This is a genomic window from Segatella copri (assembly GCF_002224675.1).
Taxonomy (GTDB): Bacteria; Bacteroidota; Bacteroidia; order Bacteroidales; family Bacteroidaceae; genus Prevotella; species Prevotella copri_U.
In genome coordinates this window covers 1-14,177 of the sequence record NZ_NMPZ01000023.1, presented here as the reverse complement: position 1 = coordinate 14,177, position 14,177 = coordinate 1, and the positions used below count along the sequence as shown (strand labels likewise).

At 48.3% G+C, this 14,177-nt stretch carries 8 protein-coding genes; 4 read left to right on the top strand and 4 right to left on the bottom strand.

Going from position 1 to position 14,177, the window contains the following annotated elements; all coding sequences use genetic code 11:
- Nucleotides 1-62 precede the first annotated feature (62 nt).
- Together CFT61_RS12650 and CFT61_RS12645 are read left to right on the top strand one after the other, a co-directional pair.
- Nucleotides 63-1,214: an MFS transporter gene (locus tag CFT61_RS12650; RefSeq protein WP_089544785.1), complete on the top strand. Its 1,152-nt coding sequence runs from the start codon at nucleotides 63-65 to the stop codon at nucleotides 1,212-1,214.
- A 48-nt stretch (nucleotides 1,215-1,262) separates the two neighbouring features.
- Nucleotides 1,263-2,153 (top strand): carbohydrate kinase family protein, encoded by an 891-nt coding sequence (locus CFT61_RS12645; RefSeq protein ID WP_089544784.1) that lies wholly within the window; start codon nucleotides 1,263-1,265, stop codon nucleotides 2,151-2,153.
- Nucleotides 2,154-2,440: 287 nt separating this feature from the next.
- Here the strand turns inward: CFT61_RS12645 and CFT61_RS12640 are convergent, their stop codons facing one another.
- From CFT61_RS12640 to hflX, 4 genes are read right to left on the bottom strand one after another with little or no spacing between them, the layout of a single operon-like run.
- The gene (locus CFT61_RS12640; protein WP_089544783.1) at nucleotides 2,441-4,099 is read right to left on the bottom strand and encodes a fumarate hydratase; all 1,659 of its coding nucleotides are present in this window, start codon (nucleotides 4,097-4,099) and stop codon (nucleotides 2,441-2,443) included.
- 55 nt (nucleotides 4,100-4,154) lie between these two features.
- Nucleotides 4,155-7,061, bottom strand: a complete 2,907-nt coding sequence (locus CFT61_RS12635; RefSeq protein WP_089544782.1) for a M16 family metallopeptidase — start codon at nucleotides 7,059-7,061, stop codon at nucleotides 4,155-4,157.
- Between the two features lie 34 nt (nucleotides 7,062-7,095).
- Nucleotides 7,096-8,952 carry a DUF4954 family protein gene (locus tag CFT61_RS12630; protein ID WP_089544781.1) on the bottom strand — a complete coding sequence of 619 codons (1,857 nt, stop codon included), beginning with the start codon at nucleotides 8,950-8,952 and terminating at the stop codon, nucleotides 7,096-7,098.
- A gap of 21 nt (nucleotides 8,953-8,973) precedes the next feature.
- Nucleotides 8,974-10,221: a GTPase HflX gene (gene hflX / locus CFT61_RS12625; RefSeq protein ID WP_089544780.1), complete on the bottom strand. Its 1,248-nt coding sequence runs from the start codon at nucleotides 10,219-10,221 to the stop codon at nucleotides 8,974-8,976.
- 326 nt (nucleotides 10,222-10,547) lie between these two features.
- On the opposite strand from hflX, the gene CFT61_RS12620 reads away from it, so the two are divergent.
- The gene (locus CFT61_RS12620) at nucleotides 10,548-12,548 is read left to right on the top strand and encodes a glycoside hydrolase family 97 protein (protein WP_089544779.1); all 2,001 of its coding nucleotides are present in this window, start codon (nucleotides 10,548-10,550) and stop codon (nucleotides 12,546-12,548) included.
- A gap of 985 nt (nucleotides 12,549-13,533) precedes the next feature.
- Nucleotides 13,534-14,177, top strand: a 644-nt coding sequence (locus CFT61_RS12615; protein ID WP_176425604.1) for a restriction endonuclease subunit S, incomplete at its 3' end; no start/stop codon positions are given.

Genomic DNA, 14,177 nt, shown 5'->3' with positions numbered 1-14,177 from the left:
ATATATTGTATCGTTTGTCGCTACCTTTGCACCTGTAAAAAGAAGCAATAACGCTAACAATTATGAATAAATCATCAAAATTAACAATCATCCCGGTGATGCTCTGTTTCTTCGCCATGGGATTTGTAGATTTGGTAGGCATCGCCTCCAACTACGTGAAGGAAGATCTCAACCTCAATGATTCGACAGCCAATCTGTTCCCTTCATTGGTATTCTTCTGGTTTTTGATATTCTCGGTTCCAACTGGAATACTGATGAATAAGATCGGTAGGAAGAAGACAGTAGTCCTGTCTTTGCTCGTTACCGTCATCTCACTCCTTTTGCCCATTTTCGGCGAAAACTTTGAGCTTATGCTCGTGTCATTCTCATTGCTCGGCATCGGAAATGCCTTGATGCAGACCTCCCTGAACCCTCTGGTATCAGTGGTGACATCAGGTCAGAACCTGGCATCCACATTGACCTTCGGTCAGTTTGTCAAGGCGATAGCTTCCTTCCTGGCACCATACATTGCCATGTGGGGTGCCATGGCAAGCATTCCAACTTTCGGTCTGGGCTGGCGCATTCTCTTCCCAATCTATTTGGTTATCGGTATTGCTGCCACCTTCTTTCTGGCTGGCACACCTATCACCGAGGAGAAGCAGGATGGAGGAGCTTCGGGCTTTATGGATTGTCTGAAGTTGCTTGGTAAGCCAATCGTATTACTTTCTTTCATAGGAATCATGTGCCATGTGGGTATTGATGTGGGTACCAATACCACAGCTCCTAAGATTCTGATGGAGCGCTTGGGATGGAGTCTTAATGATGCTGCTTTCGCCACATCGCTCTATTTCATCTTCCGTACCATCGGATGTTTCACTGGTACTGCCTTCCTCCGTATGATGAAGACCCGCACTTTCTTCATCATCAGTGTGGTGATGATGGCTTTGAGTATGATAGGCATGTGGGTAGGAACAAACCATATAGTGCTCTACATCGCTATTGCCCTCGTGGGATACGGCAACTCTAACGTCTTTTCCATGATTTTCTCTCAGGCGCTGCTTGCTTTGCCTGATAAGAAGAATGAGGTGAGCGGATTGATGATTATGGGACTCTTTGGTGGTACCATCTTCCCATTGTTCATGGGATTCGCCAGCGATACCTTCGGTCAGGTAGGTGCCGTGGCAGTCATGGCTGTGGGAGTTGTTTATCTCTTCACTTATATCAGAAAGTTATAATAATCTTCATTCGTAATCGTTTATACTATATATAGATAAGGTGTAATTATGGAAACAAAGAATTTGAATACAAAATATTGTGTAGGTTTAGGTGAGATTCTTTTTGACGTTCTCCCTACTGGTTCTCAACTCGGCGGTGCTCCTGCCAATTTCGCTTACCACGCTGGTCAGCATGGTCTGCATTCTGTAGCTGTCAGTGCTGTGGGCAAGGATGTCCTGGGCGAAACAGCTCTCCGCCTGCTCGATGAGAAGAAGCTGAAGTATGTGATGCCTGAGGTAGAATTCCCTACAGGTACAGTTCAGGTGCAGCTCGACAAGGAGGGTGTTCCTACATACGATATCAAGCAGGGTGTGGCTTGGGATAATATCCCATTCACTGATGATATCAAGGAGATTGCTGCCAATGCTGGTGCTGTTTGCTGGGGCTCTCTGGCTCAGCGCAGTGAGGTTAGCCGCAAGACCATCTATCAGTTCCTCGATCATACTCCAGAGGATTGTCTGAAGATTTTCGACATCAATCTTCGTCAGAACTTCTATACTCCTGAGGTGATTACCGAGAGTTTGAAGCGCTGCAATGTGTTGAAGATTAACGATGAGGAGTTGATTACCATCGGCCGCCTCTTCGGTTATCCAGGTTTGGATATCGAGAACAAGTGCTGGTTGATTCTCGGCAAGTACAATCTCGATATGCTCGTATTGACCTGTGGTGTAAACGGCAGCTATGTCTTCGCTCCGGGTGTGAAGTCATTCCAGGAGACTCCAAAGGTTGAGGTGGCTGATACCGTAGGTGCAGGCGATAGCTTCACCGGTACTTTCTGCGCCAGCATCCTGAAGGGTAAGAGCATCCAGGAGGCACACGAGCTTGCCGTTAAGGTGAGTGCATACGTTTGTACCCAGAATGGTGCAATGCCTCAGATTCCTGAGGAATATACATTGTAAGGCTCCCCATTTGGTCAGTAAGTATTAGTTTGAATTGTTGGTTTTTAGTGAATAGTTGATATAAAGGTTTAATGTTGATTGATTAGCTGCTATCTGCTTGTGAAGAGTAGATAGCAGCTCTATTTTTTTTAGGAAAACATGGAATTATGAAAAAGCAGTTTATCAGTGAAGAATAATTTAAAGGTAAAAAAGTAAAAAGGTAAAAGGATCTTTAAAAGAAATACAGATAAAGAAAAAAGCTCAAGGCTGATGGCCCTGAGCTTTTTTATATGATAATGTCTGCGTCATTACTTCTGGCATTCCTTGCAAGGAGTCCAAGGCTTCAACTGCTTGAAGAAGTCGTTGCCCTTGTCATCTACGAGGATGAATGCAGGGAAGTCCTCTACGGTAATCTTCCAGATTGCCTCCATACCGAGCTCAGGGTATTCTACACACTCGATGCTCTTGATAGAACTCTTAGAGAGAACGGCAGCTACACCACCGATAGTTCCGAGGTAGAAACCACCGTGCTTCTTGCAGGCCTCTGTAACAACATCACCACGGTTACCCTTGGCAATCATTACCAGGCTGGCGCCGTGATCCTGGAACTCATCTACGTATGGGTCCATACGGTTGGCTGTGGTAGGTCCCATAGATCCACATGGATAGCCCTCTGGAGTCTTGGCTGGTCCTGCATAGAGGATAGGGTGGTTCTTGAAGTACTCTGGCATCTCCTCGCCAGCATCCAAGCGAGCCTTGAGCTTGGCGTGAGCGATGTCACGAGCCACGATGATGGTACCCTTCAGGTTTACACGGGTGCTTACTGGATACTTGCTCAACTCAGCACGAACTGCGTCGATACCCTTGTCGAGGTCAATCTCGATACCCTTGGTACCCTCACCTGGGTTGCGGAGCTCCTCAGGAATCAACTCTGTTGGGTTCTCATCCATCTTCTCCAACCAGATACCGTCCTTGTTGATCTTAGCCTTGATGTTACGGTCGGCAGAGCAGCTTACACCCATACCGATAGGGCAGCTTGCACCGTGACGAGGCAGACGGATGACACGGATATCGTGAGCCAGATATTTACCGCCGAACTGTGCACCCAAGCCAATCTTGTGAGCCTCTTCGAGGAGCTTGTTCTCCAAGTCGATGTCACGGAAGGCACGGCCAGTCTCATCACCTGTTGTAGGCAACTCATCATAGTACTTGATAGAAGCCAGCTTCACGGTAAGGAGGTTCTTTTCAGCAGAAGTACCGCCGATAACGAAGGCGATGTGGTAAGGAGGACATGCAGCTGTACCCAGGCTCTTCATCTTCTCTACGAGGAATGGGAGCAGTGTACCCTCATTCTGGATAGTAGCCTTGGTCATAGGGTAGAAGTAAGTCTTGTTGGCAGAGCCACCACCCTTGGCTACCATTACGAAGCGGTACTCGTCGCCCTCTGTAGCCTCGATATCGATCTGGGCAGGCAGGTTGCAACGGGTGTTCACCTCATCATACATGTTGAGAGGAGCGTTCTGGGAATAGCGGAGGTTGTCCTGTGTAAAGGTGTTGTAAACACCCAGGCTCAAAGCCTCTTCGTCCTCGAAGTCAGTCCATACGCGCTGACCCTTCTCGCCGTGGATGATAGCAGTACCTGTATCCTGGCAGAATGGGAGAATGCCCTTGACGGCAGTCTCTGCATTGCGAAGGAACTGGAGAGCTACGTACTTGTCGTTCTCTGAAGCCTCTGGGTCGCTGAGGATCTTAGCCACCTGGAGGTTGTGCTCACGACGGAGCTTGAACTCTACGTCGTGGAAACCCTGCTGTGCCAGCAAAGTAAGAGCTTCCTTGGAAACCTTGAGGATAGTCTTACCCTCGAACTCTGCTGTGCTTACGCCTTCCTTAGAGATAAGGCGATACTCTGTCTTGTCCTCTCCAATCTGGAACATTGGAGCATACTTAAAATCTGGAGTTTTTGCCATAATGTTTTTTTGTTATTTTAAACTGTTGAAATATTCAATATATTCTTTTTCCTATTTAATAGCCGAAGATTTCCTCTTGAGAGAGACGCTTGATTGGCGCAATCTTCTCCAGGCTCTTCATATCGAGATTCTTCTCATCACCGAGGATCACCATGCGGTATGGCTTGCCTACGATATTCTGCTTCTCGAAGTTCGTGATGTCCTGCAGGGTGAGTGAAGGGAGCTGCTCGTAATAGAGCTTGGTTACATCATAGTCGATGCCCATCAGTTTGGCATTGAAGTATGCGTTGATGACGCCAGCCTTGGTAACGCGACGGCTCTGGATAGACTTCATCAGGTTCTGCTTGGCAAGATTGAAGGAAGCCTCGTTCTGTGGGAGATTGTCGGTAATCTCATCGAAGACGTGGATGCAGTCCATCATCTTGTCGTTCTGGGTGATGATGTGACGCATGAAGTAATCCTTCTCGTCCTTGCGAACTGGAGTGTAGTAGGCTGCACCGGCATTGTAAGCCAGACCGCGGGTCTCACGAAGCTCCTGGAAGACGATGGTATTCATGCCGCCACCATAATACTCATTGAAGAGAGAAATCAGGGCACCGTCCTTCACATCGCTCTTCTTTCCGGTGTTCTGGTAGGAGCGCAGATAGATGTTCTTGGCATCGTAAGGAGCGATATAAATCTCGTTCTGCTTGATTTCTTCCATCTTGTACTCCTTGCCCTCAGGAACGGCAGCAAGCTTCTTGGCTGTCTTGTGCTCCTTGGCGAGCAGGGCGTTGAGCTGCTTCTCGCTGTAAGGACCATAGTAGGCAACGGTGTGCTCTATGTTGTTCAGTCCGCCCAGAAGGTTGACCAGCTCCTGAGGATCCATCTTGCGCAGGTCAGCGGTCTTGATGGCGTTGCGGGTTGGGTTGTAGGCACCGTAGGTGCTGTAGTCCCAGAGATAGCTGAAGTTTGACATCTGGTTGGTCTTGGCATCCTGCTGTTGCTTCTCGATGAGGTCGATGAACTGGTTCCATGAGGTCTTGTCTGCCTTGGCATGGTGCAGGATTTCCTCCGTCAGCCGGAGAGCTGCAGGAAGGTTCTCGTTCAGACCGTTGAGGCTGATCTGCAGAGTCTTGGAACCCTGGGCGATGCTGAAGTTGCAAGCCAGCTTGTAGAAAGCCTGCTTGATGGCAGAAACGCTCTTCTTGTCGGTTCCGATATAGTCGAGATACTGGGCTGCATAGCTGTAGCGGATATCATCCTCATCGCCGAACTCGTAGCGGAATACGAGGTTGAAGAGGTCGTCCTGGGTGTTCTGCTTGTATACGAGAGGCAGCTTCCTGCTGGTCTTTCCTACGGTAAGGTCCTTCTTGAAATCGAGGAACTGAGGCTGGATTTCAGGCACCTGGGCGTTCTTGATTTCCTTGACGAAAGCACTCTCATACTCGCGGTTTGCCGGAATAGGAGTGATGGCAGGCTTCTCAATCTTCTTCAGGGTAGTATCCTCGCCCATTTGCTTGTAGACGCAGATGAAGTTGTCGTCGCGCAGATATTTGTTGGCGAAATCCACGATGTCCTGCTTGGTCAGCTTGCTCTGACGCTCCAGCTTGCTGGCTACGTCTTCCCATTTCTCGTCGTTGATGAAGGCATCTACCATGATGCTGGCACGGTTGTCATTGCTGTCGAGACCTCTGTAGAAGTTCAGCTTCTTGTTGGCGATGACTGAAGGCAGGAGGTCGTTGTCGAATTCTCCACGGCGCAGCTTCGCCATCTCCTGGAGCATGAGGCTGCGTACCTCTTCCAGCTTCTGACCCTTGTTAGGATTACCGGCAAGGATGAAGGCAGAATAGTCGTGCAGGCCGTAGACGAAGGCTCCGGCAGAAGCCAGCTTCATCTGTTGCTCCAGGTCAACCTCCATCAGTCCAGCCTTACCGTTGGAAAGCATATCTTCGATGACATCGAGGATATCGCTCTCCTTGTCGTTGGCACCCTTGAATTTCCAGGCGAGCATCACGTTTTCAGCTTCCTTGCCCACTACGGCAGTATCCTTGACGGCAGTAATGTCCGGCTGCAGGCTGAACTCAGGACGGGTGAGGTTGTCGCTCTTCTTCCATGAACCGAAGTATTTGTCGATGATGGCAATGGTCTGGTCTGGGTCGAAATCACCTGCCAGACAGATAGCCACATTGTTAGGTACATAGTAGCGGTGGAAGTAGTTCTGGATGTTGATGATGCTAGGGTTCTTGAGATGTTCCTGCTCACCGATGGTGGTCTGGGTACCGTAAGGATGGGTAGGGGTGAGAAGCTTCCAGAGGGCAGCAAACTCCTTGTCGTTGTCGCTAGCCATAGAGATGTTCTTCTCCTCGTATACAGCCTCCAGCTCGGTATGGAAACCGCGGATCACCATGTTTTGGAATCGGTCGCTCTGTACCTTTGCCCAGTTCTCAATCTCGTTGTTCGGGATGTTCTCCACATAGCAGGTCACGTCGTTGGAAGTATAGGCGTTGGTGCCCTGGCTTCCGATGCTCGACATCAGCTTGTCGTACTCGTTCGGGATGTTGTACTTGGCTGCCAGCTGCGAAACCGAGTCGATTTCGTGATAAGCCTGCTTGCGCTGTGCAGGGTCGGTCAGCTTGCGGTAGCTCTCATATCGGCGTGTGATTTCGTCGAGATAAGGCTTCTCCTTGGCGTGGTCGATGGTACCGAACTTCTGGGTTCCCTTGAACATCAGGTGCTCCAGATAGTGGGCAAGACCGGTTGTTTCGGCAGGGTCGTTTCTGGAACCTGTCTTGACGGCGATATTAGCCTGCAGACGAGGCTTTTCCTTGTTGACTGACATATACACCGTCAGACCGTTGTCGAGGGTATAGATGCGTGTCTTCATCGCATCACCGGGGATGGTGGTGTAATGATAATCCTTAGCTGTGGCGCTGATGCTGCCCATCAGGACAGCTGCCAGCAAAACGTGCTTGATCTTCATTTTAAATTATAAATTGTTAATTCTTCATTATGAATTAATTCTCGTATTCCACTTCCTGGTCCAGACTGTTGACGAAGTTTCTGTAAACCTCTTCCTCCACATCGCCCATGGCATACTCCTTCTCGGCATCCTTCTTGATTTCCGCAATCCAGGAACGGCGTGCCTTGATGTAGTCCTCGTGGATGCGGTTGGCATCCTCCAGGGTAATCTCGGAGATGTGGTAGTAGTCGCAGATCATCTTGTAGGTCCATGCCCACTGATATTCGCGATAGTTGGCATCAATCTCCTCGAAGCGGCTGATGAGCTCCTGGATGGTTTCGATGGTTCCATCCTTCAGGTCGGAGATGATGCGCTCTTCCTCGCTAACCGGCAGGAGGAGTCCGGAGAGGTCATCCCAGTCGCTGGTTCCTATCTCCGTGGTAGGAGGGGTGATGGAAGGGTCGCGCTTCAAAACTCGCTTCAGCACGGCACCCATATAGATTCTCAAGGCGATGTCGTAGTATTTGATGCCCTTGTGGAGCGATGTGGCAGGGATGATGTACTCGTGATAGAGATACTGCGATACGTTGTCGCCCGTTACCTCGCGGAGACTCTCCAGAATCTTCTTGCCCTTCAGAATTTCGCCCACGGAGAAAGGAGAGAGCCAGTCGAAGTTGACAATGCTCTTGCGGTTTTCCTGTGCACGGAGGTCGCGCTTCGGCCATTTCTTGATGTCGCGGTACAAGCCCACGGTGGTGATGTTTCTGCCTGGGATGAGGAACATCTTGTCGCCATCGGCTATCAGATAGGCGAATGGCAGGTTGCGGGTGTTAGGGTGGTGCATCAGCTTGCCGAAGCATACTGAGAACGAACCCAGGGTGGCTGGCATCAACAGGTAGGCACCGCTGGCTGTCTTCGAACCACGCTCCAGGATGCCCCAGTGCATAGGACCCATTTTGTAGGCATGGTTGCTGAAGTTGGTGGCTGAACCGGCATTATAGAATGAGAACATTCCGCCGATAAGCAGACTGCTCTTGTGATGCGATGCTGTGAATGGACCACAGAAGGCGGCGCACGCCTCACCGTTGCTCATATAGCTGTTGGCAAAGAATACGGAGGCTGAGGCTGTGAATCCGTTGCTCAGCTGGCAGGCTTCGCCTACGAAGCAGTCCTGTATCTTCACGCTGTTGATTACGCTGGAACCCTCGGCGATGATGGAGTTCTCGATGATGACTCCCGTGCCGATATATACGTTGCCGTGAACCGAACCGAGCAGCGTACAGTCGCTGAGTCGTGAAGCACCGTTTACCTCGCAGAGGTCGTTGATTACGCAGTTGGTAATCTCCTTGGTGTTCACAATCTTCACGTTGCTGCCAATCTGTCCTCTTTCCGGCGCCTTGTTCTCGATGTCGGTCTTGATGAGCTGTCGGATGTTCTCCTTCAGTTCCTTGTCGGAGGAATGCTTCACCATGAAGGCAGCCAGCTGACTGTTGAGGTCGGAGAAGAGAATCACGTTTCCTTCGCCCACCTCGTTGAGCACGCTCACCAGGTTACCCTCGCCGAAGGTAGCGCCCTCGGTGGTTTCCATCGTAGAGATGTTGGAGATGTAGCAGTCATCACCAATGGAGTAGTTATTGATGAAGTTGCCCACGTTCTCGATGAGACAGTCGTCTCCGATGGTTACGTTTCTCAGGGTGGCATTGTTGATGCCGGAATGCTTTACGAAGCCTTGGCTCACCTCCACATTCTTGTTGAAGGCACCGATGTTTACCTCGCCATAGAGCATCACGCGATGCATGTAGTTGGGCTTGAAGTCTTCTGAAACATTGATTGAAGTCCAGTCTTCTGCCCAGCAGTCGTTGCTCTTGAGTACCTCGATTTCCTCGGAGGTCAGAGATCTGTAGTCATTCATTGTTGATATGTTTTTAGGGAATTATTCGTAATCCTGGTACAGGAAGTCGTTGTATGGATACTTCTGTACGTGCAGTTCTCTTACCTTTTTATATAGCACCTCTCGGAACTCGTCGATGTTCTCCTTGTTCTTTGCAGAGATGAAGAGACAGTCGTCGTTGAGCTTTGCCATCCAGGTTTTCTTGAGATCTTCCAGCGGGATGTTCTCCTTCTCCATCGGAGTGAGGTCGTCTTCCTCCTTCTCCACCCAGGAGTAGTTGTCTATCTTGTTGAAGATGATCATCGAAGGCTTGTCGGAGCATCCTATTTCCTCCAGGGTCTTTTCCACTACCTGGATCTGCTCCTCGAAGTCTGGGTGGGAGATATCCACCACGTGCAGCAGGAGGTCTGCCTCACGGGTCTCATCCAGGGTGCTCTTGAAGGAATCCACCAGGTCGGTAGGCAGCTTGCGGATGAATCCTACGGTGTCGGCAAGGAGGAATGGCAGGTTATCTACCACCACCTTTCTCACGGTGGTATCGAGGGTAGCAAAGAGCTTGTTCTCTGCAAACACCTCGCTCTTGCTGAGCAGGTTCATGATGGTGGATTTTCCTACGTTGGTATAGCCCACGAGAGCCACGCGGATCATTCTTCCGCGGTTCTTGCGCTGGGTAGTCTTCTGCTTGTCTATTTCTGCGAGTCGCTCCTTGAGCAGGCTCATTCTGCCGAGGATGATACGGCGGTCCATCTCGAGCTGGGTCTCACCCGGTCCACGCAGACCTACCGATCCCTTTCCGCCACCGGAACCTGAACCACCACCCTGGCGCTCCAGGTGAGTCCAGAGTCGCTGCAGTCTTGGCAGCATGTAGCGGTATTGTGCCAGCTCTACCTGCGTCTTGGCAGCAGCAGTCTGGGCACGCATGGCGAAGATGTCGAGGATGAGTGAAGTACGGTCGAGAATCTTCACCTGCAATTCCTGCTCGATATTTCGGATTTGCTTGGCTGAGAGTTCATCATCGAAGATCACCATACCTACTTCTCTGTCTTCTTCTTCCTCGTCCTTGATGTATTGCTTGATTTCCTCCAGCTTACCCTTTCCCACATAGGTGGTCTGGTTTGGCGACACCACCTTCTGCGTGAATCGCTTCACGGTGACGGCGCCTGCGGTATCTGCAAGAAATTCCAACTCGTCGAGATATTCCTTGGTCTTGGCTTCGTCCTGTGTCTTGGTAATAAGACCCACCAGCACAGCGGTTTCCGCCTTGACTTCTGATATTACAAATTCTTTCATTCTTTACGTACGTATTATTATAGGTGCAAAGATAATAAAAAAAATGCTCTTATTATATATATAAGGTGAAAATTATGTTTTTTTTATGAAAGGGACCGCAAGGCTACGGGGCGGAAATCGGTATTTGCGAACGCAGGAATCGACATGTCTGAATGCTGAAACATTCAAAAATTCAAAAGCCTCGACGTGATGTCGGGGCTTTTTGTCATTAAATCCCTTTAAATTAGCGAAAAGTGTCAAATTTTTAATGATTCTTCTCCTCTTTCTTCTGGATTTTGCTTATCTTTGCAGGCATTAAAATAAATCAAACCTAAGAAGAAAATAATATGAAGCAAAAAATGAGTATCGCTGGTATTTTGTTGCTTGCTGCTTTGGGTATGCAGGCTAACAACTATACAGTGAAGTCGCCAGATGGTAAATTGGTGGTGAATGTTGCTTGTGAGGGAGGCAAGGCTTCCTACACGGTAGATTACAATGGCAAGCAGATGCTGGGAACTTCGGCGCTCGGTCTGGTTGCCAATTATGGTGATTTCTCAAAGGATCTCACCATGGGCATCCTAAAGGGTGGGGAAGTGAAGCCGCTTGCCTATAAGATGACCCGCATCAAGAAGAGTGATATCCAGAAGGATGTGGTGGATGCTACCATCGGTTTCCTCAACAGTAAGAAGGATTCCATGACCCTCCATCTTCATGTAAGCAACAACGACCTCGCCTACAAGTATGAGATGAGCCGTCCTAAGAAGGATAATCCTAAGTCGGTGATTATCTATAATGAGGTGAGTGGATTCAATTTCCCGGAGAAGACCACTACCTTCCTCTGTCCTCAGATTACTCCGATGACCGGTTGGGAGCGCACCAAGCCATCTTATGAGGAGGAATATACTCCGGATGCTCCGATGAACGTGAAGTCACAGTTCGGTGTAGGCTATACTTTTCCTTGTCTCTTCAAGGTAGGAAACGATGGATGGGTACTGGTCAGCGAAACCGGTGTGTCGAGCGCTTATCCAGGCAGTCGTCTTTCTGATTACGAGCCAGGCAAGGGCTATACCGTAGCCTTCCCTCAGAAGGGTGAGAACAATGGCATCGGTTCTGAATTTGCCGGCATCCCATTGCCGGGCGAGACTCCTTGGCGGACCATTACCGTAGGTTCTTCGCTGGCTCCTGTCGTAGAAACTACCATCCCTTACGATGTGGTAGAGCCTTTGTATGAGGCATCCCAGACCTACAAGCCTTCCCGCTATACCTGGAGCTGGCTCATCTGGCAGGATAACTCTGTCAACTATGATGATCAGGTGAAGATGATAGATGTTGCTGCTGCTCAGGAGTATGAAGCCGTATTGGTGGATGCCTTGTGGGACAAGCAGATAGGCAGAAAGCGCATCGAAGAGTTGAGCAAGTATGCCAAGAGCAAGAAGGTAAGCCTGATGCTCTGGTACAATTCCAACGGTTTCGAGAATGATGCTCCTCAGACTCCTCGTCAGATTATGAACAATTCCATCGCCCGCAAGAAGGAGATGGCTTGGATGAAGAAGATTGGCGTGGTAGGTATCAAGGTGGATTTCTTCGGTGGCGACAAGCAGGAGACGATGAAGCTCTATGAGGATATCCTCAGCGATGCCAACGATTATGGCTTGGAGGTAATCTTCCATGGCTGTACCATGCCACGTGGCTGGGAGCGTATGTATCCTAACTATGTATCGAGCGAGGCTGCCCTGGCTTCTGAGAACGTATATTTCACGGATTATCATGCCAAGAAAGAGGCCTTCGAGATGACGATGCATCCGTTCTCAAGAAATGCCGTAGCCAGCTTCGACTGGGGTGGTGTGATGATGAACAAGTATTTCTCTAAGGATAACAAGAGCCGCCACCAGCGTTATACCAGCGATGTATTTGAGATGGCTACAGCCATCACCAATCAGAGCAGCGTAAACTGCATCTGTCTCTATCCTAACAATTTGCAGGATGTACCGCAGTGGGAGTTGGATTGGCTCAAGAATGTACCAACAGCATGGGAGGATACCAAGTTTATTGCCGGTTATCCTACCAAGTATGCTGTAGTGGCTCGCAAGTCGAGTGTAGAGAATGGTTCAGGTGCAGCGCTTACTGCCGGCAGATGGTTCGTGGGCGGACTGAATGCTACAGACAAGCCTCTTGCTCTGACCCTGGATTTGCCGATGTTTGCTGGTAAGACGGTGACTTATATCACCGACCAGCCAAAGAAGAAGGGCGAGAAGTTCTTCACTTCTGTCAAGAAGGCATTGAAGGTTGGAAAGAATGGTAAGGCAAAGGTTGTGATTCAGCCTAATGGCGGTATCATCATCGAATAATCTTCATGTTTTAGGCTTCGGTTGCCTACGTGAAAATTTTACGGGCATCGATTGCCTACGTGAAAAAGTTTTTTTTCTCGAAAAAAGTATCAAAGTCTCATTTTTGCTTGAAAAATGAGGCTTAAATACTTGATATATAAGAAAATAATAAAAATGAGACTTCTCGGTTTTTGAGCCGAGAAGTCTCATTGAAGTCTCATTGAAGTCTCATTGGCTTTTTTAACCCTATTTCTTCTCTATAATGATGGAAAATTGGGAAAAGTGCAGATAGTGGTGCCAATATAATCAGGATAAGTCACGGTAATGTGTCTACTTTTTCAGTTCATCAGTTGGTCTCTCTATGCCCTCCGGTTGGTCTGTTTGTGCCCGTCACACGGGCATCCGCAGCCCACCACGTGGGCATCGGCAGACCGTGTGCTGGGCAACTATTGCCCATAGCGTGGGCAACGAGTGCCCAAATATCGGACTCGTTTTTGGGCAATATTCTTTAGGGTCTTTGCGCTGTTTAAACTATCTTTTTGCGCTGTTTAAACTGCTTTTTCGCGTGCATCGTGCAGTCTTTAATGATACTTCTATAGCATTTCATGATACTTCCATGATACTTCTTTCTACTTTTTGCGGGAAGTCTCATTGAATGTAAATATCAATATATCAGTAATATAATATGGATTTTCCAGCGAAAAATGAGACTATGATACTTTTTTGTAGAAAAAACTTTTATGTGCGCGTAATCGGATAGATGCTATTTCTTTGTTTGTATCCTAACCAGGAGGTGAAGATTAGTATGGAGAAGCTTCTTGCTGTGATTTATGATAGCACTCAGCGTACTGTCAGCGAGTGGATAATTAAGGAGGGATGATAAACTTATCTGTGTCTATGCTTTGTTTCTGTTTTTAGAATCTGGCAGCAGCTTTATGCAATATATTTAACTTCTGATAAGCCGCATTATCCGTTTGAACTGCCGAAGGGGTGGAAGTGGACGACATTGGGAGAAATCGGAGAAATTACTACAGGTAATACTCCATCTAAAGATAATAAAGAGTATTATGGTGGCAATATTCCTTTCTTTAAGCCTACGGATTTAGAGCAAGGTATTGATACAAAGTTTTCAAATGACAAACTTAGTCAATTAGGATTTGAGTCTTCTCGAAAATTGCCAGCGAATACTGTTTTGGTAACATGTATAGGTGCTACTATAGGAAAAACAGGTTTAATTTCCGTAGAAGGCTCATGTAATCAGCAGATAAATGCTATCGTCCCAACCAAGAGCATCATTCCTTATTTCTTATATTATGCGTGTGTGTCAGAATACATGCAGAATGAAATTAAGAGTAATGCTTCTGCAACAACATTACCGATACTGAATAAGGGCAATTTTTCAAAAATAGCCTTTCCTTTGCCACCATTAGAAGAACAAAAGCGAATCGTTTCAGAGATTGAGCGTTGGATGTTGTTTGTAAATGTTGTTGAAAGTGGAAAATCTGATTTGAAGAAAATAATTATTCAAGCAAAGTCCAAAATCCTCGACCTCGCTATTCATGGCAAACTTGTACCGCAAGACCCGAATGACGAGCCAGCCAGCGAATTGCTCAAACGCATCAATCCAAAGGCAGAAATCACTTGTGATAA

Coding starts and splice junctions, on each gene's coding strand:
- CFT61_RS12650 (WP_089544785.1), top strand. CDS start 63: ATGAATAAATCATCAAAATTAACAATCATCCCGGTGATGCTCTGTTTC.
- CFT61_RS12645 (WP_089544784.1), top strand. CDS start 1,263: ATGGAAACAAAGAATTTGAATACAAAATATTGTGTAGGTTTAGGTGAG.
- CFT61_RS12640 (WP_089544783.1), bottom strand. CDS start 4,099: ATGGCAAAAACTCCAGATTTTAAGTATGCTCCAATGTTCCAGATTGGA.
- CFT61_RS12635 (WP_089544782.1), bottom strand. CDS start 7,061: ATGAAGATCAAGCACGTTTTGCTGGCAGCTGTCCTGATGGGCAGCATC.
- CFT61_RS12630 (WP_089544781.1), bottom strand. CDS start 8,952: ATGAATGACTACAGATCTCTGACCTCCGAGGAAATCGAGGTACTCAAG.
- hflX (WP_089544780.1), bottom strand. CDS start 10,221: ATGAAAGAATTTGTAATATCAGAAGTCAAGGCGGAAACCGCTGTGCTG.
- CFT61_RS12620 (WP_089544779.1), top strand. CDS start 10,548: ATGAAGCAAAAAATGAGTATCGCTGGTATTTTGTTGCTTGCTGCTTTG.